Origin of the sequence: Pseudomonas sp. Leaf58, assembly GCF_003627215.1 — a bacterium.
Lineage (GTDB): Bacteria > Pseudomonadota > Gammaproteobacteria > Pseudomonadales > Pseudomonadaceae > Aquipseudomonas.
The window spans coordinates 2,540,943-2,562,897 of sequence record NZ_CP032677.1; the positions used below are offsets into that span (position 1 = coordinate 2,540,943).

Here is a 21,955-nt window from a genome sequence, read left to right on the forward strand (position 1 = left end):
TACTCAGTAGACGCTGTTGCGTTTGGCCAGGTCGACCATTTCAACCAACGACTCGGTCTTGAGTTTTTCCATGATGCGACCCCGGTAAGTACTGATGGTCTTGGCACTGAGGTTCATGCAGGTGCCAATATTCTTGTTGTTCTCGCCACGCGCCAGGCGCCGCAGTACTTCCATTTCTCGGTTGGAGAGGCTGGCCAGGCGCACCGGCTCGCTTTCCAACGAGTTGCTATTGACCGACATCTGCGGGAAGGTGGAATAGCCCTTGACCAAAGCCTTGAGGGCAAACAACAACGCTTCGTGGTCCTCTTCCTTGGTGACGAAGGCGCCGATCCCGGCATCCAGGCAGCGCCGCACGTACAGGTCGGTGGCTTGCCCGGTCAGCACCATGATCTTGGGGACCGACTCCAGGCACTGCAGGCGTTTGATCACCTCCATGCCATCCAGGCCGGGTAGGCCGATGTCGAGAATGACCACGTCCGGGCGCAGTTCGCGGGCCACTTGTGCCACCTCGCTGCCATTGCCGACCTCGCCGAGGACATGAAAGCGCTCGCGCTCGAGCAATAAGCGCAAGGACAGCCGGACGATGGGGTGGTCGTCGACGATCAGCACGGTAGTCATGAGGAAAACTCCTGTCAGGATGTGGTCCGCTTCCTGGATCACTCAGGAATACGTCTGCAAGTAGGGATATCGGAAGCGCTGCACGATACGACCATTCCTGAAATTTGGTAATGCCGAGTATAGAAGTGTTGAAAGTCCCCGTGCTTGTTGTTGAAAAGCCCTACAAGAAACGGGAAAGACATCACCCTATCAAAGCGGCAATGTCGGTTTTAGCGGCCAGTCAGGCGCAGGCGGGGTGCGCTTTGTTTACGCGCAAGGTCGAAGCGGGGTTGTTGGCCAGTGCCTGGCCGACCCGCGTCGGGCGGGCCACCAGTTGCCCGGTGCAATTCGGGCAGTGGCGTTGGAAGCGGGTTTCGGCGCAGGCCCGGCAGAAGGTGCATTCGAACGAGCAGATCAGCGCGTCGGGGCTGTCACCCGGCAGGTCGGTATCGCAGCACTCGCAGTTGGGGCGTAAATCCAGCATGGGCAAGACTCCTGTTCGCAGGTGGGAACCCGGAGTCTGCTATGCCGCTGGCGAAGCTGGCAATGCTCAGTCGCCCGGGCGATACAAGTGTGCATGCCCTGCACGGTACAAGGCGGACTCGGCGAACGGTGTGTCGCCCAGCACGTGGCCCACCAGGATCAATGCCGTGCGCCGGAAGCGCTTGGCCGCAACGCGTGCGACGATGTCGTCGAGGGTGCCGCGTACCCAGTCCTGGTCTGGCCAAGTGGCACGATGCACCACTGCCACCGGGCAGTGCGCGCCGTAGTGCGGCAGCAACTCATCGACGATACGCGCCAGGTGCTTGACCCCCAGGTGAATGGCCAGTGTGCATTTATGCCGCGCCAGGTCGCCCAACTGCTCGCCAGGTGGCATGGGCGAGCTGTCACCAAAGCGGGTGAGGATCACGGTTTGCGCTACCTGTGGCAGGGTCAGTTCGCAGCCGAGCAGGGCGGCGCTGGCCGCCGTGGCAGTGACCCCGGGGATAATCTGGTAATCGATGCCCAGCGCCTGCAAGTGGCGGATTTGCTCGCCAATGGCGCCATACAGGCTGGGGTCGCCACTGTGCACCCGGGCCACATCCTGGCCTTTTTCGTGCGCGCATTGCATGGCGGCGATGATCTGCTCCAGGTGCAACTCGGCGCTGTTGATCACGGTCTCGGCCTGGTGGCCCTCGAGTACCGCAGCAGGTACCAGCGAGCCGGCATAGATGATCACCGGGCACTGGCGGATCAGCCGTTGGCCCTTGACCGTGATCAGTTCCGGGTCGCCGGGGCCGGCGCCGATGAAGTAGACCGTCATGGGAAGTCCTTGCAAACAATAGAGGAGGTAGAACGTTCAGTAGGCCAAGGCAAGGGTGGCCGGGCCCAGTACCTGGCGTGTCAACAGCAACCTGGCCCGGCCAAGCCGCTGGCTGGCCAGTGCCAGTGCCGCACTCTCGGCCACGCCCCAGCAGCCGGTGTGGGCATGGGCTGCTGCAGAACGGTGGCTGAGTTGCGGTTCGTAGGGCTGGAGCACGGCAATATCGTACAGCACCAAGGGCACACCGAGGCGTTCGGCCAGCTGCTGCAAGGCGGGTTCGTCGGCCTTCAGGCTGATGCTGGCAATGCCATGCAAGTCGGCCAGCGCCAGGCCCTGATGGCTCAGGGCTTGGCATAGCAAGGTTGCCAGCGTAGTCACCGGGCATCCCCGGCGGCAGCCCAAACCGGCATAAAAGGCCGGCATTAGGCCTGACTGGAGCGGCGGAACAGCCACGCGCTGAACAGGCCCAGGGCTAGCCAGAACGCGACGTTGGTCAGCCAGGAGGCCAGCATGAACTGGGTTTCCAGTGCTTCGGGGGCCAGGCTTTCATGCACTTCGGGTTGCGGCGCGCCAATGACGTGCGGGGCCACCAGCAGTACGACGCCCAGCACCTTTAGCAGCCAGTGACGGGCGAACACCAGCAACGCCAGGCCCACGGCGGTGGCGCTGGCGGTGCCAACCCACCAGGCCTGGCGTTGCCCGAGGTCGGCGGCTGCCGTGCCCGGCAGTTCCGGCGGTAGGCCCAGGGTCGGGGCCAAGCAGAACACGGCGAAGCCGGCCAGGCCCCACAGGGCCCCGGTGCCGATGCGTCGCGGTTCGCGCAGGCTGTACAAGGCGGCCAGGAGCAGGGCGAAGCCGACGGCGACCACCAGGTTGCCGCCGGTGGTGGCCAGCACACGCTGCCAGCCGTCTTCCGGCGACCAGGCTTCGGCGCTGTGTTCATGGGCTGCCACTTCGCCACCATGTTCGTGATGGGCGACCGGGGCCGAGGACTCGTAGGTTTCTGCTTCAAGTATCAGTGGGGCGACCCAGAAGCTTTGCAGCAGGGTCAGCAGCAGGGCCGCAAGCAGCCCGCTGAAGCCCGCGGTACGGGCAATGCGCGTGATCATTGGGCGTACTCAGTGGCAGGGGAAGGCGGCGCTGTGGCGGGTGTCGTGGGCGGCGTTGTGCACGGCCTCGATGTGCGAGAAACCGGCGAAGTACACCAGGCACAGGCCCAGCAGGCTGGCACCGACGGCGATGACCACACGTTGGCTGAGAGTGACGGGGGTGGTAGTGCTGTGTTGTTTGGCGGTGGTGACGGGCATGACGCGGTCCTCTGCTTTTTGTGGGCAATGGGCAAGCGCGGCAGCCCCGAGCGTGGCCGCCCAGGGGAATGCAACAGCGCCCGCCCACCGCGGGGTGTTCATGAACGCCAGGCCGGTCTCCGGGCTTGCGAGGAGGAGCTGGGCTCCTGTAAAAGCGTCACCTTCCCACGCCGGTTGACCGGGCACAGTGGTATAGACGCTTCGCTCGCTTACCGTTGCGGGGGCAGCACCGGCCTTGTCCGGCCCTGTTGGAGGGCCTGCGACGCACCGGTTTCCCGTTTCACCCCCAAAGGGGCACCTGAACGCAGGCATAAGGAGAGCATGGGGCGGGCTTGGCGTCAATTGCCCTGAGGGTAGGGCTTTGGCTTTGGGGTACCTATGCGCTCGCGCGCACAGGCGCTGAAAAGCCCAATGCATGCACCCTCAAGCCCTCCCGCAACCCGGCTCAGCCAGTAGCGGTCTACGCCCTGCGCGCGGTAAGCCCGGCGTCATGCTGTGCTACCCGCGCGCGAATGCGCGGGATCAGCGCCTGCCCGTATTCCACCGCATCACGCAGTTGATCGAAACCGCGGAACAGGAAGGTGCTAACGCCCAGCGCGTAGTAGGCCAACGCGGCCTCGGCCACCTGCTCGGCAGTCCCCACCAGCGAGGTGGAGTTACCCGCACCACCGCCCAGCGCCGCAATCTCGGTCCACAGCCGGGTGTCATGCACCTTGCGTTGGCTGGCCAACTGCACCAGGCGCTCGGAGCCGGCGTTGCTTTTGCCGAAGTTCTTTTCGCGGCGGGTGCCTTGGCGAATGCCGATACGTTGCTGGGCGTCGGCCAGAATGCGTTCGGCGCGGGCCCAGGCCTCGGCCTCGGTAGCCCCCAGGATTGGCCGCAGCGACAAGCTGAAGCGAATGTGTTTTTCGCGCCCGTAGCGGGCAGCGGCCTTGCGCACTTTGGCGATGCGCTCGCGTACCTGTTCCAGCGGCTCGCCCCACATCATGTAGACATCGGCGTGCTTGGCGGCCACCTCGACCGCCGCGTCGGAAGCGCCAGAGAAGTAGATCGGTAGCTGGTGCACGGGCTTGACCAAGGTCAGGTTGTCTTCGATGCGGTAGTGGCTGCCCTGGTGGTCGAAGGGCTCCTGGCGGGTCCAGGTGTTGCGCAATACCTCAAGGTACTCATCGGTACGGGCATAGCGGGCGTCTTTATCAAGAAAGTCGCCATCACGCTGGAGGTCGCCGCTGTCGCCGCCGGTGATGACATTGATCGAGGCCCGGCCACGGCTCAGTTGGTCGAGGGTAGCGAACTGGCGGGCGGCGAAGGTCGGGGCCTGGAAACCCGGGCGGTGCGCTACCAGCAGGCCGATGCGCTCGGTGAGGGCGGCCACGTAGCTGGCCAATATCAGCGAATCCGGTGCACTGGTGTTGACTGCCAGCAGGGCCTTGTCGAAGCCCCCGTACTCCTGGGCCTGGGCAAACGCCTTGATGAAATCGAGGTCTACCAGCGGGCCGCGCGGTGCCTGGGATTCGCTGCTTTCCTGCGGGCCGATCAGGCCGATGAACTCTAGGCTCATGTAATCACACTCCTTGTCGTTGGGGCTCAGGCAACCGCCGCTTGGGCGCGGCGCTGGCTGTTGCGGTTTGCGGGGACATCGAGGCCAAAATGACTACGCAGTGTGGTGCCCTGATACTCTCGGCGTGTCAGGCCACGAGCCTGTAGCAGGGGGACCACGTATTCGGTGAAGTACTGCAGGCCATCGGGCAGCAGCGAGTTGATGATGAATCCGTCGGCGGCGCCCTGATCGAACCAATGCTGCAGGGCATCAGCGACCTGCTCCGGGGTGCCGACGAAGTCACGCCGTGGGCGTGAGAAGCGCAGTGCCAGCTCGCGCAGGCTCAAGCGTTCTTCACGTGCCAGCTGCTTGAGCTGGTCGGCGGTGCCTTTGTGGCTGTTATCGCCTAGGGTGCCGAGGTCGGGGAAAGGCGCGTCCAGCGCATGCTGGCTGAAGTCGTAGTCGTTGAATGGCCGGCCAAGCGCGACCAGCGCATCTTCGATGCTGACCAGCTGCACCGCTTGCTGGTAGCGGGCTTCTGTTTCTTCGGTGTCTCGCCCGATGATGGGGCGGATGCCCGGCAGGATGAACAGTTCAGTGGGGTTGCGCCCATGCTGCACGGCGCGTTGCTTGAGGTCTTGGTAGTAGGCGCGGGCGTCCTCGAACGACTCGGGGCTAACGAAAATGGCATCGGCATTCTGCGCAGCGAAATTGCGCCCGTCCTCGGACACACCCGCCTGGAAGATCAGCGGTTGGCCTTGCGGTGAGCGCTGAATGTTAAGCGGGCCTTTGACCTTGAAGAACTCACCTTGGTGGCCGAGGGTATGCAGCTTGGCAGGGTCGAAGAACTGGCCCGACTGCTTGTCACGGGTAAATGCGTCATCTTCCCAGGAGTCCCATAGCCCCTTGACCACCTGCACATGCTCGCGGGCGATGCGGTAGCGCACTGCGTGGGGTGGGTGCTCGGCCTTGCCAAAGTTGTCGGCGGTGCCAGACAGCCACGAGGTGACCACGTTCCAGCCGGCGCGCCCGCCACTGATCAGGTCCAGCGAGGCGAACTGGCGGGCCACCTGGAAAGGCTCGGTGTAGCTGACGGTGACGGTAGCGACCAAGCCGATATGTTCGGTGCCTGCCGCCAGCGCCGATAACAGGGTGAGGGGCTCGAAACGGTTCAAGTAATGCGGGCTGGAGCGGGCGTGTATGTGCAGGCTGTCGGCAATGAAGGCGAAGTCGAATTTGGCTGCTTCGGCCAGTGCTGCCTGGTGTTTGTAGAAACCGAAGTTCACGCTGGCATCAGCGAGCGCCTGCGGATGGCGCCATTCGCCCCAGCCGTGGCCGACGCCATGGATCATGGCGCCCAGGCGGATCTGTCGTGTGCTCATTAGGGTTACCTGTGGTGGGTGGTCTGGGTAGAAACCTCCGCCAGGTATGGGGTCGGTCGGGATGGCTAAACCTTAGCGTGGGGTGAGTGGAGTTGTGAAAGGCTTTGTGGTTCTATGCTAATTATGATTTATATGTATAAACATAATTACATTAAATGCTTTTTGTGTATTTTAAGTTAGGCCACAATGGTTGCCCGCTGCCCAGGAATGGCAGCAACCAGTTCGCGCGTGTAATTGTTCACCGGCCGCTCGAATACCTGCTCCACCGTCCCATGCTCTACCACCTGCCCCTGGCGCAGTACCAACACCTGGTCAGCCATGCTCGCCACTACCGCCAGGTCATGCGAAACCAGCACATAAGCCATGCCCAGCTCGCGCTGCAGCTCCTCCAGCAGTGCCAGGATTTGCGCTTGCACTGACACATCCAGCGCGCTGACCGGCTCGTCGAGCAGCAACAGTTGCGGTTGTAACGCCAACGCCCGGGCGATGGCCACCCGCTGGCGCTGGCCGCCGGACAGTTCGCGCGGCAGGCGGTCGAGGTAGCTGAGCGGCAGGTGCACCCGCTCGATCAGCTCGCGGGCGCGCTGCTCCAGTGCAGCACCCTTGAGCACGCCAAACGACACCAGCGGCTCGACAATGCTGTCGAACACGGTAAAACGCGGGTCCAGGGCGGCGAACGGGTTTTGCTGTACCAGCTGCATGCGCCGGCGCAATGGGCGGAACTGGCGCCAGCCATGGCCGGTGACATCCTGTTGGTCGATCAGCACCCGGCCTTGGCTGGGCGCCTCCAGGCCCAGGGCGATGCGCAGGGCAGTACTCTTGCCTGAGCCCGACTCACCGACAATAGCCAAGGTTTGCCCGGGGTAAACCTGCAAGTCCAGGCCTTGCAGGGCGACAAAGCGGTTGGCTTGGCCCTTGACCCTGGCCAATTCGAAGGTTTTGCCCACCCCCTGCAGGCTCAGAATCGGCGTTGAACCCGGTGCCAATGGCCGGGACTGGCGCCGGCCGCTGAACGCCGGTGCGGCGTCGAGCAGGGCGCGGGTATAGGGATGCTGGGGCGCCTGTACGATCTGTGCAGGCGGGCCTTGCTCGACCAGTTCGCCCTGCTTCATTACCAGCAGGCGGTCGGCGCGATCGGTGGCCATACCCAGGTCGTGGGTGATGATCAGCAGCGAGATGCCGCGCTCCGCCACCAGCCGTTGCAGGTGATCGAGGATTTTGCGCTGCACCGTCACGTCCAGCGCGCTGGTGGGTTCGTCGGCGATGATCAGGCGCGGGTTGCCGGCCAGGGCAATGGCAATCAGTACCCGCTGGCGCATGCCGCCAGACAACTCGTGTGGGTACTGGCGGGCGCGCAGGGCCGGGTTGTCCAGGCCGACTTGGGCGAGCAGGTCGAGCACATCGGCAGCGACACGGCGGTAGCGGCTGCCATGGGCCAGCGCCAGTGCTTCAGCTATCTGCTGGCCAATGCGCAGGGTGGGGTTGAGGCTGACCATTGGGTCTTGTGGCACCAGGCCGAGGGTGCGCCCGCGCAGCTGACGCTTTTGCCGCTCACTGGCGCGCGCCACATCAAGCCCGTCAACCCACAGTTGCCCGTGGTCGATGCGCGCGGCAGGCGGCAGCAAGCCGAGCAGGGCGTTGGCGAGGGTCGACTTGCCCGAACCGGACTCGCCGACGATAGCCACGGTCTCGCCTTGGTTCAAGGTGAATGAAAGGTGTTTGACGGCCTGGGTGGCCTGGCCGGCGGCGTGGTAGCTGATGCTCAGGTCGCGTACGGCCAACAAGGGCTGGTGGTTCATCGCGCGTGCTCCTCGAAGGTACGGGCAAGGTGGTTGAGGCTGAACACCACGGCGACCACGAACAGGCCGGGCAGCAGCGACAGCCATGGGGCGGTGATCAGAAAATGCCTGCCGTTGGCGATCAGCGTGCCCCATTCCGCAGCCGGGGGCGCCGCACCAAAACCGAGGAAGCTGAGGCCGGCGGTGGCCAGGATGGCGGCGCCAAAATCGAGTGTGGCCAGTACCGCCACCGGGCCCCAGGCGTTTGGCAGCACATGGCGCAGCAAGGTGCGCCGCCAACTGGCGCCGCCCAGGCGCGCGGCCTCGACATAGGGCAGGGTCTTTACCCGCAGTACTTCGCCGCGGGTGGTGCGGGCAAAACCGGGGATGATGCCCACGCCCACGGCAATGGCCACCGGTACCGTGCCAAAGCCGATAGCGGTGACGATGGCCAGGGCCAGCAGCAGGCCGGGCAGGGCCAGCAGCACATCGACCAGGCGCATGATTGCCGCGTCCAGGCGCCCGCCGGCGAAACCGGCCACTACACCCAAGCTCAAGCCCCCGGCCAGGGCGATGCCGACGGCCAGCAGCGCGGCCTGCACGGACAGGCGCGCGCCATACACCACGCGGGTATACAGGTCGCGGCCCAGTTCATCGGTGCCAAACCAGTGTGCGGCGCTAGGTGCCTGCAGCTTGTCGGCGGGCGCAGTGGCATAAGGGTCGAAATGGCTTAGCCCATGGGGGGCCAGCGCGCAGAGCAGGGCGAACAGCACAATCAACAGGGCCAGGCTGAAGCCGGGCCGGCGCAGCAGCGGGATCAAGGCTTGATGCGCGCGCTGCAGGCGTGTGCGGCGCCGCCAGGCGCTGGCGGGGCGGGCCGCATCGCCGGCAAGCCGGCTGCCACAAGCCGCGCTGTCGATCGGGGGCAGGGGTATGTTGATGGTCATCTCAGTGCACCTTGGCCATGTGGGTAATACGTGGGTCGAGGTAGGGGTAGAGCAGGTCGACGATCAGGTTGACCAGCACGAAGGCCGCCGCCGACACCGCGACAATCGCCAGTACCACCGGGATGTCTTGGCGCAGCACCGCTTCCTGGGCCAACCGGCCGACGCCATTGCGCGAGAAGATGGTCTCGACCAGCACCGCGCCGGACACCGTGTTGCCTACCTGCAGGCCAACCAGGGTGAGGATGGGCAGGGCGGCGTTACGCAGGCCGTGGCGTGCCTGCACCTGGGCGCGGCTCAGGCCCTTGGCGAACGCGGTGGCGATATACGGCTCCTGCCACACGCCCTGGAAGCCACGTTGCAGCACCTGGGCGTACACCGCTGCGCTGGGAATGGCCAGGGTCACAGCAGGCAGCACCAAGCTGGCAAAACCCTGGCTGCCGGTGGCTGGGAACCAGCCCAGGCCAAAGGCGAATACCTGGATCAACAACAGGCCCATCCAGAATACCGGGACCGAAAAGCCCAATGATGGCAGGCGCGCCAGCGCGACTCTCAGCGGTTGCCATTGCAGGTAGGCGGTGAGGTAGCCCAGGCCGATGCCGCCAAGTAGCGACAGCACGATGGCCAGGCCGGCCAGCGCCAAGGTTTGCGGCAAGCGCTCGGCCAGCAGCGCGGTAACCGGGCGGTTGAGTGACAGCGACTGGCCCAAGTCGCCGTGCAGGGCGCGCCACAGCAGGTCGAAGTACTGCTCGAACAGGCCCTTGTCCAGCCCATAGTAGGCACGGGCCTTGGCCAAGTCCTCGGGCGACAGGCCATCGGCTTCCATACCCGAGGCACTGAGCATGATCGCCAAGGTGTCGCCGGGCAGCAGGTAGAGAATGAAGTAGGTGATGGTGTAAGCGCCCCAAAGCACCAGCAGCGCTTGGCCGAAACGGGCGATCAGGTAACGGCTCATGGCTGCGACACCTGAATGTCGCTGAGGAACGCGAAGCCCTCGGCAGTCCAGCGGAAGTCCTTGACCCGCGGCGCGGTGGCGGCCTGCCACACCCGTTCGTACAGCGGGAACGCTGAGGCTTCGTCCACCAGCAGGTCCTGTAACTGGCCGTAGGCCTGGGCGCGTTGCGCGTCGCGGGTGGCGCTGATGCCGTTGTCGAACAGGCTTTGCGCCTTGGTCAGGATGTGCGGTTCGTAGGTGTTGGTTGCCAGGGTGGCACTGCTGGCCGCGCGCGGGTCAAGGATGGTTTGCAGAATGATCGGGTCGGCGCGGGTCATGTAGGTGGAGGTGAGGTCGTAGTTGCCCGAGGCATTGCCGGCTACCCACTCGGCACGGGTCAGCACATTCAGTTTGAGGTCAATGCCGACTTTGCGCAGTTGGTCCTGAACCAGCACATCACCGGCGCTTTCGGCGGGGGTGAGGTTGTACCGCAAGGTCAGGCGCTGGCCGCCTTTGTGCCGGTAGCCGTCGTCACCCTTGTGCCAGCCGGCAGCTTCCAGCAGGCGTTCGGCACCCTGCGGGTCGTAGGCGAGCTTGTCGGCCTGGGGCTTGAAGTACGGTGTGGTTACGTCATACACCCCGGCCACCACCGGAAACTCGGCGTTGTACACGGTGTGCGCATAGCTGGTGCGGTCGATGGCCTTCTGCAAGGCCAGGCGTACCTGGCGGTCGCCCAGCAGGCGGCCGTTGCGGGTGTTGGGGTAGAGGTTAAGCGCAGGGCCCGGCAGCGAGCGGCTTTGGATGGACGCGCCCTTGGCTTGGAACAGCTTGAGGTCAACCTCGGAAAATGGGTTGCGCGGCCACAGGATGTCGGCCTTGCCCTGCAAAAACAGGCCGTTGCGCACGCTTTCTTCGGCGATATAACTGATGTTTACGCTGTCCAGGTGGGCGGCGCCGGGGTTTTTGACGTTGGCCGAGGCCCAGGCGTAGTCCGCCCGTTTGACCAGGCGGGCGCCGACTTCCGGGGTGTAGTGTTCGAGGATGAATGGGCCGGTGCCGATGATCTTGCCCAACGAGCGCTCCTGCGCGCTAAGCGCATAAGAGGCAGGGGCGAGGATGGCCAGGTTGGTGGTGGAGGTGGCCTGCAGGAAGCCGGCATTGGGGCGCGACAGCACTAGGCGCACGGTAAAGCCATCGACCACCTCGGCGTGGTCATAGCCGGCCAGGTAGGTGGCGCCGAAGGTGGCGGGCAGCTGCGCGGCGAAGGCCTTGTTGCTGTCGAAGGCGGTTTTCACGGCTTGCGCGTCGAAGCGCTCACCGTTGCTGAAGGTGACGTCCTGGCGCAGCTGGAAAGTATAGGCGAGGGCGTCATCGCTGACCTCCCAGCTTTTTGCCAGCCAGGGGATGATGCGGCCCGTGGCCGGGTCTTGGTCGGTGAGCGATTCGGCGACGTTGCGCAGCAGCACGCGGTGCTCCAGCCAGTAGACCTGGAAGGGGTCGACGCTGACCAGGGTGGTGTTGTCGCCCCAGAAGGCGATATTCAAGGTTTTGCCGGCGTTTTCCTCGCTGGAGGGGGAGCAGCCGGTGAGGGTAAGGGCTAGGGTGGCGCAGGCTAACAGGCTTCTGACCAAGGGGAATGGTGGCATGGGACGTTCCTTCAGTGGAGGTGGGGTGTGCCTGTACCGGCCTGGCGGGCACAGGCTGTAGAGATCAGTCAGGCCTGATAATCCAGCCCCTCCCGCTCCAGCTGCCGAATCAGCGCATCCCAATGCCGCTGGATGCCTTCGCCCAAACCGTCGGCAAACCGTTTGGACTGCTCGTGCACCTTGGCAATCGCCGCCGGCGCGGCCTGCAGCAACTGGTCATTACCCCCGGCTTGCGCCGCTACCTGGATGTTGCAGGCACGTTCCAGGCCGTGTAGTTCGCGGAAGGCGTGCTCGACGCTGATACCGCCGGTCAGCAGGCCGTGGTTGCGCAGGATCAGGATGTTGCTGTCGCCCAGGTTGGCCACCAGCCGTTGCTGCTCGTCCAGGTCCAGGGCGACGCCCTCGTAGTCGTGGTACGCCACCCGGCTGTAGTAGGCCAGGGCGTGCTGGGAAATCGGCAACAAGCCGTCGCGCTGGGCCGATACTGCCGCCCCATCGCGAGTGTGGGTGTGCAGCACGGCCTTGAGGTCGGGCCGGGCGCGGTGGATGGCGCTGTGAATCACATAACCGGCCTGGTTGATGCCCAGGCCCAGCGGGTCGTCGATGATTGTGCCGTCGACATCCACCTTCACCAGGTTGGATGCGCTGATCTCGTCGAACAGCAGGCCGAAGGCGTTGATCAGAAAGTGTTCGTCGGGCCCCGGTACGCGCGCCGAGAAATGCGTGTAGATGTGGTCGGTCCAGCGCAACAGCGCGGCCAGGCGGTAGGCCGCGGCCAGCTTGACCCGCACCTCCCACTCCTCGGCACTGACCCGTTGGCGCACGGTGTTTTCCTGGGGGGTGATGACAGACAGTGCAGTCATGGTGTTCTCCAAAATGTGTGGGTTCAGTAGCCGCGCTGGGTGTCGACCAGGTTGTGCAGCGGTGCCCGTTCGCGGTAACGGGCGAAGTTGTCGAGAAACGCTTCAAGCAGCGCGGGGTAGCCGTCCTCGGAAATCGCCGAGGTGTGCGGCGACAGGAACACCCGCGGGTGCTGGTACAGCGGGTGGCTCGCCGGCAATGGCTCCGGCTCGGTGACATCAAGGCTGGCGCGGCCGATAAGGCCGCGGTCCAGGGCTTCGAGCAGGGCGTCCTGGTCCAGCAGCCCGCCACGGGCGATGTTGACCAGGTGCAGCCCTGGCTTGGCTTGGGCCAGCACCTGGCGGTCGATCAGGCCACGGGTGGCAGGGGTAAGCGGGGCAGCGATGACCAAATGGTCGCTGCCGGCGAACAGTTGCTGCAGGTCGTCGACGCGTTGTACGTCCGGCACCTCGGCGATGGCCTGGCCTGGGCGGTTCAGCGCCCGTACCGCCATGCCCAGGGCGCTCGCCTTGCGTGCCAAGCTTTGGCCGATGCTGCCGAAACCGAAGATGCCCAGGGTGCGGCCTCGCACCGGTGCCAGTGGGGTCAAGCGCCAATCGGCGTCCTTCACCCACAGGCCCGGCAACTGCTTGGCTGCGGCGAACACCAAGGCCAGGGCAAACTCGGCGACCTGTTCGGCATTGGCGCCGCGGCCGCTGGTGACTGGCGGCCCCTGGAACACCCAGTCGGGGTAGAAGTCGATGCCCGAGGACACCACCTGCACCCAGCGCAGCGACCACGGCCAGCCGGCTGGCGGGGTGTCCACCCGGTTACCCCGTACGTTGATCGGGCGCAGGATGAACACGTCGGCGGGTAGGCCCAGCTGCAGTTGGCCCGGGGCGATGTCGACCACTTCATGGTCGGGCAAGTGGTCGCGCAGGTACTGATTGGCCTGGGCGTCTAGCTGGCTGGCGATGATCGAGTGGCTCATGCCGCCACCTCCGCCAACGCTGCGCGGCCAACCTGGCCGAGCACCACATCGTCCTGCGGGGTGTGGATGCGGCTGCACAGCACATCACGGTAGTGCCGTTCCAGCGGGTTGCGCCGCGACAACCCAGGGTTACCGGCGGCTTCGATGGCCAGTTCCACCGCCTGGATAGCGTGGCGGCTGACCAGGTGCTTGAGCTGCCCGGCATGGCGCGGGTCAACCTGCCCCGCCACGGCGGCGTCCAGCAGGCTCTGGTTGTTGAACAGCAAGGTGTCGATGCGCCCCACCAGCTCCTGGAAGCGCGGCAAGCTGGCCAGCGCAGCGCCCAAGTTGGAGGGCGCGCGGTGGTTCAGGAATTGCACCAGCCAGTCCCGTGCGGCCTGGGCCACACCGTTGTACAGCGCAGGCAGTAACACGGCCATCCACAGCAGGGCAGTGCTATCGAGTTCGGGGCGCGGTGCACTGGCCGGGCTGACGCTGACAGCGTGATCGAGCGGTATTAGCACCTCGTCGAATTGCACTTCATGGCTGCAGGTGGCGCGCATGCCCAGATGGTCCCAGTCCTCGACGATGTGGATGCCGGGTGTGTCCTTGTGCACCAGGAAGCCGCCCACCAGTGGGTCCTGATCGTCGCTGCGGGCCCACACCAGGTACCAGGTCAGGCCGTGGCTGCCGGTGGAGTAGATTTTGCGCCCGGACAAGCGCCAGCCCTCGGAGGTGCGCCGGGCAAGGGTGGCCGGCAGGCCGCCGCGGGCTGGCGTGCCCAGGTCTGGTTCGACGCGAAAGGCGTTGATCAGCGCGCCATTGGCTACCGCGTCGCGGGCCACCTGCAGGCGCAGGTGCTCGGGCCAGCGCTGCTCGTCCTGCAGGCGGAAATGCTGCAGGTATTGCATTACCAGGATTAGCGCGGTGGCCGGGCAGCCCTTGGCAACGGCAGCGATTACCTGGCGTGCGCTGGCCAGGTCGGCACCGCCGCCGCCCAGCGCGCGCGGTACGGTGAACCCTAGCAGGTGGTGGCGGTGCAGCAGGTTGAAATTGTCGACGGGGAACTCGCCGGTACGGTCGTAGCGTTCGGCGTTGGCAGCCAGGGCTTGGGTCAGTTCGGCAAGGGTGCTGGCGGAAGGGGGGTGATTCATGGGGTATTCATCCCTGGAACACGGTGGGTTTCTAAGACCGTATTCGCATGGATGAAGGCTGTAAAATTCTTTTTAGTTCTATGCTAATTATTTGTTTGTGGAATTATGTGTTTTCAGTTTTATGCGAAATTGGCATTACGTGGGTGGTTTTGACGGTCTACTATCGGTTTCGAGCTTGGCGAAACCAGGGAACATTCGATCAAATGCTCAGACGATTGCACCTCAAGCTCAATGATCAAGGTTTGATCGACTTGCAAACCTGGATGATTGATTCGACAGCTGTGCGGGCTCCCCGCGCCTCATCTGGGGCGCGGAAAAAGGGGGGCTTGATGAGCCTGCCGATCACGCTTTAGGCCGCAGTCGCGGTGGCCTGACTACCAAAATTCACATGCTCTGCGACGCCAACGGCGTGCCGTTGCGCTTCCTCCTCTCTGGCGGGCAAGCCAGTGATATCAGCTACGCCCAGCCCTTGCTGGATGACGTCAGCATTCCGACAAGCCAACGTGGCCGTCCTCGCAAACGCTGCAAATGGTTGCTGGCCGACAAGGGTTATGATGCCGAGGCATTGCGCCGGTACTGCGACCGGTATCGCATGCAGCCCGTCATCCCGCGCTCCATGAAGCGCAAACCCAAGCCTGGTTTACCGAGACTTTTTGATCGCCCCAAGTACCGGCAGCGCAACATCATCGAGCGCATGTTCGGCTGGCTGAAAGAGAACCGCCGTATCGTGACGCGCTTCGACAAACTTGCAAAAAGCTACGCTTCAATGGTCTCGCTGGCTTGTTCCATGCGGTGTCTGCGACACCTTTTTTCATACAGAGCCTAGGTACCACCAGATGCCCGTTCTCTTGCCGCAAGAGGTCGAGGCCGCTTTGCAGGCGCGCGAGGCCAATAGCGGCGGAGTGTTAACTTTTATATGTGGTCACAGCAAACTGTGCTGTGATTTAGCAGGGGCCTCGTGGCGGCGCGGGCCAATTGCGAGCTCAGCCTTCTGCGCGAGAGCCCCCCAGCAATTTCAACTCATCCGCAAAGCTGCTGCCCAGCCACACGGCCAAACAACTCCACCGGCTCCTGCAAGTTGCCCAGGTAGCGCGGGTGGAACAGCCACAAGTCCACCTGCGGTTTGAAATCCGTCACGTTGACCACGTCCAGCGCATCCCGGTGGCGGCTGTTCTGCAGCAGCGGCTCGGGCACCAGCCCAAGGCCCTGCCCATTGGCCACCAGCCCCAGCTGCAGTTCGGTACCAAAGGTCTCCAGGTTGATCGACAGGCTCAGCCCCTGTTCACTCAACGCCCGTTGCAACCCGGCGCGGAAGCCGCAACCATCCGGGTTGAGCACCCAGCCGCGGGTGTAACATTCCCTGAGTTTGAGGTTGCGCTTGCCAGCGCTGCCTTTGGCCGCCACCACCCGCAGCGGCATGCGCGCGATCGACTGGCTGGTGATGCCCTCGGGGAAGATCTTGCCCGGTGGGAACAACGCGGCGGCGGCGTCCAGTTCGCCGTTTTCCATACGCGCGATCAGGCTGCTGCCCCAGCCACTGGTGACCTGCGTACGCAGGTCGGGGTAGGCCAGGCGAATTTGTGCCAAGGCATCAAGCAGCACCACATCGCCGAGTGTTTGCGGCACGCCCAGGCGCAAGGTGCCGGAGGGGGCGCCGTCGTTGGCCACCAGTTCGCGTAGCGAGTCGATCTCGCGCAAAATGGCTTTGCATTGTTCATAGACCCGCAGGCCCATGGGCGTTGGCTTGAGCGGCTTGGTGTTGCGGTCGAGCAGGGTGGCGCCCAGGTCTTCCTCGAAGTTTTGCAGCCGCCGGGTAATGGCCGGCTGGGTTAGCTGCAGGGCCTCGGCGGCGAGGTTGGTCGACTGGCAACGTATGACCGCCACGAAGGCGTCCATATCATCGATTTTCATATGAGGCGCTCACATATTGGGGCGATGGGACATACCTTGGGAGAATAATACGGTTCCCTTGGATTGTCACAGCATCGCCTTATGACATTGGCGTAAAGCGCCCCCTAATCACCCCCGGGCAAATGCCGCCAGCTTGTCCCCATCCAACCGGTAGCGCACCCACTCATCCTGTGCCTCGGCCCCCAGCGACTGGTAAAAGCCAATCGCCGGCTCGTTCCAGTCCAGTACGCTCCATTCCAAGCGCCCACAGTTATTCGCCACCGCCTCGCGGGCAATGTGCCGCAGCACTTGCCGGCCAGCGCCGTCGCCGCGCTGTTCGGGGGTCACGTAGAGGTCTTCCAGATAAATGCCGTTGCGCCCAAGCCAGGTCGAGTAGCTGTAGAAATACACGGCAAATCCGATTGCTCGGCCATCACGCTCGCACATCAAGCTGTGCACCGTGCTGCCCTCGCCGAACAGGCTGTGCTCGATATCGGCAACGCTGGCGATCACTTCGTGGCGGGCGCGTTCGTACTCGGCCAGTTCGGTGATGAAGGCCAGGATCTGTTCGGCATCAGTGCGAACGGCAGGACGAATGGTGATGCTCATGGTGACGGCTTCCTTGGTCAGATGATGGCGGTACAAAAATGTGTATCTGCATAATTTCGTAGAGCTGTACCGGTCGCTGGTAAGGGCGACTCCGTTAGTGTGACAGCACCTACAAAGAAATTGGAATGCCCGCCATGCTTGCCTCTGCCGACCTGCTGACCGCCTTCGTGCTGTTCGCCTTCGTGTCCTCGATCACTCCTGGCCCCAACAACACCATGCTGCTGGCCTCGGGGGTGAATTTTGGTGTACGCCGCTCGATCCCCCACGCCATTGGCATCAGCGTCGGCTTCATGGTGATGGTGCTGGCCGTTGGCCTGGGCTTGGGTGAGGTGTTCAAGGCCTGGCCGCCGCTGTATACGGTACTGCGCTACACCGGCGCCGCGTACCTGCTGTACCTGGCGTGGAAAATCGCCACCTCCGGGCCTGTCGGCACAGCCTCGTCCAACGCCCGTAAACCGCTGGGCTTCTGGGGCGCCGCAGCATTCCAGTGGGTCAACCCCAAGGCCTGGGTGATGGCAGTGGGGGCTATCACCACCTACACACCGGCGCAAGGCTATGTGACCAATGTCATTGTCATTGCTGCCTTGTTCGCCTTGGTCAACCTGCCCAGCGTGGGCATATGGGTGATGTTTGGCAGCGCCCTGCGCAACCTGCTGCAAAACCCGCGCTGGCTAATGCTGTTCAATGTCCTGATGGCCTTGTTGCTGGTGATTTCCCTGTACCCGCTGCTGTTTGTAGAATCGGCATTTTCCTGACCCCGTGAGTACAGCAACGCCATGCAGTTGATCCCCTGGTCCCATGAATGCGCCGAAGGTTTTACCCTGCGAGGCTGGCGAACCCCGGCCAGTGGTAAGCCCTTGCTGCATTTTCTGCACGGCAACGGTTTTTGCTGCCTGGCTTACCAGCCATTGCTGATGCGCTTGGGCGAGCATTTCGACCTGTGGCTCAGCGATGTCCAAGGCCATGGGGACAGTGACCATGGTGGGGTGTTTCGTGGCTGGAACCGCACCGCCGCGCTGGCGGTGGAAGCTTTTGCCGCCGGACGAAGCGAGTATGGCGACGTGCCGCGGTTTGCCGTGGGGCACAGCTTCGGCGGTGTGCTCACCGGCCTGATCTTGGCCAGTGAGCCGCAGTTGTTCGCCCGGGCCGTTCTGCTTGACCCGGTACTGTTTAGCCGGCGTATGCTGGGTGTAATGGGGGCGGCGGCGCTGGTCGGCTTGCACCAGCGGCATGCCCTGGCACGTAAGGCCGCCAGCCGGCGCAGCCACTGGCCCGATCGTGAGGCCGCCCTGGCTTCGCTGCACGGGCGGGGCATCTTCAAGGGCTGGACCGACGCGGCCTTGCGGGCTTACATCGACCATGCCATTGGTGACTGTGGCGATGCGGTGGTGCTCAAGTGCCGGCCCAGCCGCGAAGTAGAAATCTTCAGCTCGTTCCCCAAGCGCATGTGGGCGAGCCTGGCGGCTATTCGTACGCCCACGCAGGTGCTGCATGGCGAGCATACCTACCCCTTTGTGCCCCATTCAGTGAGCCGCCTGGCGGCGCTCAACCGTAACGTGTCCGCGCGGCAGGTCGCCGGCGGGCACTGCTTCATGCAAGAGGACCCCGCCATGGCGGCCGAGCAGGTGATTGGTTTCTTGCAGTGCTGATTGTTCCATTTTTGGAACGATGTATGCCAAATCAGCCAGCTACCGCCTGATTGGCTTGATTGATAAGGTGATCCCAACCAAGCGAGGAGCCTTCTCATGAAAACGATTCTGGGTATTCACCGCAGCCCGCATGCGCATTGGGTAGGCGATGGCTTCCCGGTGCGCAGCCTGTTCACCTACGACAACCTGGCCAGCAAGATCAGCCCGTTTTTGCTGCTGGACTATGCCGGCCCTCATGACTTCACCCCAACCCATGCCCGGCGCGGTGTCGGCCAGCATCCGCACCGCGGTTTCGAGACCGTGACCATCGTTTACCAGGGCGAGTTGGAGCACCGTGACTCCACCGGTGCTGGCGGTTTGATCGGCCCCGGTGACGTGCAGTGGATGACGGCGGCCAACGGCATCATCCATGAAGAGTTCCATTCGCCGGCCTTTGCCCGCAGTGGCGGTACGCTGGAAATGGTCCAGCTGTGGGTCAACCTGCCGGCACGGGACAAGCGTGTAGCGGCTGGCTACCAGACGCTGCTGGCGGCGGACATCCCGGTGGTAGCGCTGGACGGCGAGGGCAGTAGCCTGCGGGTAATTGCAGGTAGCTATGGAGGGCACTCGGGGCCGGCGCAAACCTTTACCGCCATGGATGTCTGGGACTTACGCCTGCACGCTGGTGCAGCCTTGCAACTGCCGCTGGCCGCCGGGCGCAATGCAGCGCTGGTGGTGTTGCGCGGCAATGTGCGAATCAACGGCGAGCGCGAAGCCGGCCCGTCCAGCCTGGTACTGCTCGACCGCGCTGGTGAGGACGTGGCTATCGAAGCACTGGAAGGCGCCAGTGTGTTGCTACTCAGCGGTGAGCCGATCGATGAGCCGATCGTGGGCTATGGCCCGTTCGTGATGAACAGCCAAGCAGAGATTGCCGAGGCGTTCGACGATTTTGAGGCCGGGCGGTTTGGGCAGCTGCAGGATGAGCGGGGCGGTGCGCGGCATTAAGCGTCGCCTGAAAAACACGGGGCTGCTTTGCAGCCCATTTGGCGACAGCGGACCGCTCGTCGTTAAATGTCCTATTGCATTCGAACACTCGGCCCGCCCCGGCAATCTTCCACTAAGGTGCTAGAGGATTTCCCCGCATGATCATTGCCCTGGCGCATGGACGCCTGCCGCGGCATGGGCAATATCAATTGGCGCCCCGCCTGCTAAAGGCGTACTCACACAACAGGCCATCCCACAGAGAGGGTCGTACCATGTCGTTGATAGGAGTTTCGATGCTGGAGATGCGGCAGATGATCGAGCAGGCCTGCCTGCCCGACCGCTGTGAAGTCAGCTGCCCGGACGGCGCCCACCTGACCATCCGCCTGGGTCAGGGCCAGAGTCTCGATGAGGGCGTGACCCTTAGCGGGGTCCCGCTGCAAAGCCTCAACAGTTGCCGTGACCTGGTCAACCTGGTGGGGCAGTTGCACGCGCTGCGTGACAGCCACCCGGCGCCACTCAAGGCCATCGCCTGAGCGCGCCCACCGCGCCCCGGTTAGCCTAGGCTGGCCGGGCGCACATATTCCGGCATCAGGCCGTTGAACCAGAACAAAATCATCGCCACCAGAATGGTTACCAGCAGTAGTAACCCCACGCCCCATACGCAGGTCGCGAACAACATGGCCTGTTCCTTCTTGAGCCGCAGAAAAGTCTGCAACCCGCCATACAGCAACACACTGGCATAAGCCGAAGCTGCCAGCAGCGCCGTCAGGGCCAGCCAGCGGATCGGCAGCACCCCGACCACCCCGGCAAAAAACCACGGCGTCGCGCAGTAAGCGGCAAAGCCGATGCACTGGTTAAGGCTGGGCTGCGCATCGAAGCCACGTGACATCCAGCGGATCATTACGCCCATCAACATTACCCCCACGACTGTGGTGGCGTAGAGCAAGCCTGCCAGTTGCCCGGCACTGCCCATGCTCAGGCGCACCCGCTCTTCGCCTGCCAGGCTCCAGCCGAAGGTGGTCGTACCGATGAACAGGCATACAGCGGGAATCAGCGCCAAGGCCAGCAGGCGTGGCAGGTATTGTTGCGGGTGGTCTTCTTCGGCCCGGCGGATGTCCAGCCAGGCGTCGGCAGGGTGGGTGAAGAGCTTGAGCAACGGACTGTTCATGGCGTTCTCCGGCAGGCATGGGCCTTTTGCTATGGAGGCCCGCCGCACCGTCGGGTTCAGCCCGGTTGGCCGCCGTTGATCGCTTACTGCAGCTCTAGCAACAGGTTAAGGCCGCCATCGCCACACTTGCCCTGATCGCGCACCACACCGTGGTAGCTGCGCCCATCCCAGACAAACGCCACGCTGTGGGCCCGCTCTACCTTGTCGGGCAGCGGCGGGCAGATGTGCAGGCGCAGGCCCGGGAGGCCTTGCAGGTTGAGGGCGGCGATCTGGCATTGGCATTCCACGCTTTGCGCCACCGGGCCGAACAGGGTGTCGCGTACGTAATCGAGTTGCAGGCAGGCATTGGGCGCGCGGCAGGGCATTTTCATGGGGGCGCGGCTCCGAACTGGGGGTTGGGGGCATAGAACAGGTAGGGCATGGCGGGCTCCAGGCTGAATAGGGCGTGGCCTATCTTTTGAAGCCTGCCAGGCCAAGACGTTCAACCTGGTTTCGGGCGTTGCTACGGTTTGCGCCGGGTGGTGGGCCGCGGGCTCAATTCAGCCACCGGCCTTGCGCAGGGTGAGGTTGATCCGCCGCTCCCCCAGGCGCGGATGGACGCCGGGCTTGATCGGCAGCACGCCATGGAAGCGCAAGCGGTCCTCGCCGCCCCAGACCAGCACATCGCCGTGGTTCAGCGGAATGCGCTGGGTTTTGTCGGCGCGCTGCAAGCCACCGAACAGGAACACCGCAGGCAAGCCCAGCGACAGCGACACGATCGGCTGGCCGAAGTCCTGCTCGTCGCGGTCCTGGTGCAGGCTTAGACGGGTGCCGGGCAGGTAATGGTTGACCAGGCAGGCATCCGGCACAAAACCGTCGAACCCGGCCATGGCCGCCGCGCGGGTGGCCAGGCTGAATAGCAGCGAGGGCAGGGCGGGCCAGGGTTCGCCACTGATGGGGTCGCGGGGGCTGTAGCGGTAGCCATGTTCATCACTGACCCAGCCCAGCGTGCCACAGTTGGTCAGCCCTACCGCCATGCGCAGGCCGCCCGGGGTGTACATGTGCCGGAACGGCGCGGCGCGCAACACCGGGCGCAGGGCGTCGAGCAGCGGCTCGATGTCGGCCAAGGCAAAGCCGGGCAGCAGCACGGTGTGGCTGGCCAGGCGTTGCGGCTGGGGGTCGAACAGGTCGAGGTCGGACTGGATCATGGCCGGGGTATCGGGTTGGGTAGGGCCATTGTAATGCGCTTGGCAGGTTTGGCCTATTCGCGGACATGCCCGCGAGTAGGGCAGAAGAAAAACG

At 64.1% G+C, this 21,955-nt stretch carries 24 protein-coding genes, 1 pseudogene and 1 riboswitch; of the genes and pseudogenes, 5 read left to right on the forward strand and 20 right to left on the reverse strand.

Annotated elements, in window-relative coordinates:
- Nucleotides 1-3 precede the first annotated feature (3 nt).
- The 15 genes from DV532_RS11790 to DV532_RS11860 all read right to left on the reverse strand — a co-directional run bounded on the left by DV532_RS11790 (nucleotide 4) and on the right by DV532_RS11860 (nucleotide 14,395).
- Entirely contained in the window at nucleotides 4-618 is a 615-nt protein-coding gene (locus DV532_RS11790) for a response regulator transcription factor (RefSeq protein ID WP_056796853.1), read from the reverse strand.
- Between the two features lie 220 nt (nucleotides 619-838).
- Nucleotides 839-1,081: a DUF1272 domain-containing protein gene (locus tag DV532_RS11795; protein WP_056796856.1), complete on the reverse strand. Its 243-nt coding sequence runs from the start codon at nucleotides 1,079-1,081 to the stop codon at nucleotides 839-841.
- A gap of 66 nt (nucleotides 1,082-1,147) precedes the next feature.
- Nucleotides 1,148-1,900: a precorrin-4 C(11)-methyltransferase gene (cobM, locus tag DV532_RS11800; protein ID WP_056796859.1), complete on the reverse strand. Its 753-nt coding sequence runs from the start codon at nucleotides 1,898-1,900 to the stop codon at nucleotides 1,148-1,150.
- Nucleotides 1,901-1,936: 36 nt separating this feature from the next.
- Entirely contained in the window at nucleotides 1,937-2,323 is a 387-nt protein-coding gene (locus tag DV532_RS11805; RefSeq protein WP_056796862.1) for a cobalamin biosynthesis protein, read from the reverse strand.
- A complete protein-coding gene (locus DV532_RS11810; RefSeq protein WP_056796865.1) occupies nucleotides 2,323-3,009 on the reverse strand; it encodes a CbtA family protein in 687 nt (228 codons plus the stop codon). The genes DV532_RS11805 and DV532_RS11810 overlap by 1 nt, the downstream gene beginning before the upstream one ends.
- Before the next feature lie 9 nt (nucleotides 3,010-3,018).
- Complete coding sequence (locus DV532_RS11815; protein ID WP_056796867.1) at nucleotides 3,019-3,207, reverse strand: CbtB domain-containing protein; 189 nt, start codon at nucleotides 3,205-3,207, stop codon at nucleotides 3,019-3,021.
- Nucleotides 3,208-3,299: 92 nt separating this feature from the next.
- Nucleotides 3,300-3,524, reverse strand: a riboswitch (cobalamin riboswitch).
- A 143-nt stretch (nucleotides 3,525-3,667) separates the two neighbouring features.
- A complete protein-coding gene (locus DV532_RS11820; protein WP_056796870.1) occupies nucleotides 3,668-4,768 on the reverse strand; it encodes an LLM class flavin-dependent oxidoreductase in 1,101 nt (366 codons plus the stop codon).
- A gap of 26 nt (nucleotides 4,769-4,794) precedes the next feature.
- The gene (locus DV532_RS11825) at nucleotides 4,795-6,129 is read right to left on the reverse strand and encodes an LLM class flavin-dependent oxidoreductase (RefSeq protein WP_056796873.1); all 1,335 of its coding nucleotides are present in this window, start codon (nucleotides 6,127-6,129) and stop codon (nucleotides 4,795-4,797) included.
- A 176-nt stretch (nucleotides 6,130-6,305) separates the two neighbouring features.
- On the reverse strand, nucleotides 6,306-7,928 hold the full coding sequence (locus DV532_RS11830; protein WP_056796876.1) for an ABC transporter ATP-binding protein: 1,623 nt from the start codon (nucleotides 7,926-7,928) through the stop codon (nucleotides 6,306-6,308).
- Nucleotides 7,925-8,854 carry an ABC transporter permease gene (locus tag DV532_RS11835; protein WP_056796879.1) on the reverse strand — a complete coding sequence of 310 codons (930 nt, stop codon included), beginning with the start codon at nucleotides 8,852-8,854 and terminating at the stop codon, nucleotides 7,925-7,927. Before DV532_RS11835 ends, DV532_RS11830 begins: the two co-directional genes overlap by 4 nt.
- Before the next feature lies 1 nt (nucleotide 8,855).
- Nucleotides 8,856-9,806 (reverse strand): ABC transporter permease, encoded by a 951-nt coding sequence (locus tag DV532_RS11840; RefSeq protein ID WP_056796882.1) that lies wholly within the window; start codon nucleotides 9,804-9,806, stop codon nucleotides 8,856-8,858.
- Nucleotides 9,803-11,431 (reverse strand): ABC transporter substrate-binding protein, encoded by a 1,629-nt coding sequence (locus DV532_RS11845; RefSeq protein WP_056796885.1) that lies wholly within the window; start codon nucleotides 11,429-11,431, stop codon nucleotides 9,803-9,805. The genes DV532_RS11840 and DV532_RS11845 overlap by 4 nt, the downstream gene beginning before the upstream one ends.
- A 68-nt stretch (nucleotides 11,432-11,499) precedes the next feature.
- Complete coding sequence (locus tag DV532_RS11850) at nucleotides 11,500-12,294, reverse strand: class II aldolase/adducin family protein (protein WP_056796889.1); 795 nt, start codon at nucleotides 12,292-12,294, stop codon at nucleotides 11,500-11,502.
- A gap of 23 nt (nucleotides 12,295-12,317) precedes the next feature.
- The gene (locus DV532_RS11855; RefSeq protein WP_056796891.1) at nucleotides 12,318-13,262 is read right to left on the reverse strand and encodes a D-isomer specific 2-hydroxyacid dehydrogenase family protein; all 945 of its coding nucleotides are present in this window, start codon (nucleotides 13,260-13,262) and stop codon (nucleotides 12,318-12,320) included.
- Nucleotides 13,259-14,395, reverse strand: coding sequence for an acyl-CoA dehydrogenase family protein (locus DV532_RS11860; RefSeq protein WP_056796895.1), 1,137 nt, complete (start codon nucleotides 14,393-14,395; stop codon nucleotides 13,259-13,261). The genes DV532_RS11855 and DV532_RS11860 overlap by 4 nt, the downstream gene beginning before the upstream one ends.
- A 101-nt stretch (nucleotides 14,396-14,496) precedes the next feature.
- Between DV532_RS11860 and DV532_RS11865 the strand changes: the two are divergent.
- A pseudogene (locus DV532_RS11865) lies at nucleotides 14,497-15,221 on the forward strand (IS5 family transposase); the annotation flags it as partial.
- Nucleotides 15,222-15,415: 194 nt separating this feature from the next.
- Here the strand turns inward: DV532_RS11865 and DV532_RS11870 are convergent.
- Together DV532_RS11870 and DV532_RS11875 are read right to left on the reverse strand one after the other, a co-directional pair.
- A complete protein-coding gene (locus DV532_RS11870; RefSeq protein WP_056796901.1) occupies nucleotides 15,416-16,306 on the reverse strand; it encodes a LysR family transcriptional regulator in 891 nt (296 codons plus the stop codon).
- 108 nt (nucleotides 16,307-16,414) lie between these two features.
- On the reverse strand, nucleotides 16,415-16,894 hold the full coding sequence (locus DV532_RS11875) for a GNAT family N-acetyltransferase (protein WP_056796905.1): 480 nt from the start codon (nucleotides 16,892-16,894) through the stop codon (nucleotides 16,415-16,417).
- Between the two features lie 125 nt (nucleotides 16,895-17,019).
- On the opposite strand from DV532_RS11875, the gene DV532_RS11880 reads away from it, so the two are divergent.
- The 4 genes from DV532_RS11880 to DV532_RS11895 all read left to right on the forward strand — a co-directional run bounded on the left by DV532_RS11880 (nucleotide 17,020) and on the right by DV532_RS11895 (nucleotide 20,039).
- Nucleotides 17,020-17,649: a LysE family translocator gene (locus tag DV532_RS11880; RefSeq protein ID WP_056796907.1), complete on the forward strand. Its 630-nt coding sequence runs from the start codon at nucleotides 17,020-17,022 to the stop codon at nucleotides 17,647-17,649.
- A 21-nt stretch (nucleotides 17,650-17,670) separates the two neighbouring features.
- Nucleotides 17,671-18,543 carry an alpha/beta fold hydrolase gene (locus DV532_RS11885; RefSeq protein ID WP_056796912.1) on the forward strand — a complete coding sequence of 291 codons (873 nt, stop codon included), beginning with the start codon at nucleotides 17,671-17,673 and terminating at the stop codon, nucleotides 18,541-18,543.
- Between the two features lie 96 nt (nucleotides 18,544-18,639).
- A complete protein-coding gene (locus tag DV532_RS11890) occupies nucleotides 18,640-19,527 on the forward strand; it encodes a pirin family protein (RefSeq protein ID WP_056796914.1) in 888 nt (295 codons plus the stop codon).
- Nucleotides 19,528-19,778: 251 nt separating this feature from the next.
- Nucleotides 19,779-20,039: a DUF1652 domain-containing protein gene (locus DV532_RS11895; protein WP_056796968.1), complete on the forward strand. Its 261-nt coding sequence runs from the start codon at nucleotides 19,779-19,781 to the stop codon at nucleotides 20,037-20,039.
- Between the two features lie 20 nt (nucleotides 20,040-20,059).
- Here DV532_RS11895 and DV532_RS11900 read toward each other — a convergent pair whose 3' ends face one another.
- The 3 genes from DV532_RS11900 to alkB form a co-directional block, all read right to left on the reverse strand.
- Entirely contained in the window at nucleotides 20,060-20,674 is a 615-nt protein-coding gene (locus tag DV532_RS11900; protein ID WP_056796919.1) for a Yip1 family protein, read from the reverse strand.
- An 83-nt stretch (nucleotides 20,675-20,757) separates the two neighbouring features.
- Nucleotides 20,758-21,045, reverse strand: a complete 288-nt coding sequence (locus DV532_RS11905) for a hypothetical protein (RefSeq protein ID WP_056796921.1) — start codon at nucleotides 21,043-21,045, stop codon at nucleotides 20,758-20,760.
- Between the two features lie 168 nt (nucleotides 21,046-21,213).
- Nucleotides 21,214-21,861 (reverse strand): DNA oxidative demethylase AlkB, encoded by a 648-nt coding sequence (alkB, locus tag DV532_RS11910; protein ID WP_056796924.1) that lies wholly within the window; start codon nucleotides 21,859-21,861, stop codon nucleotides 21,214-21,216.
- Nucleotides 21,862-21,955 lie beyond the last annotated feature (94 nt).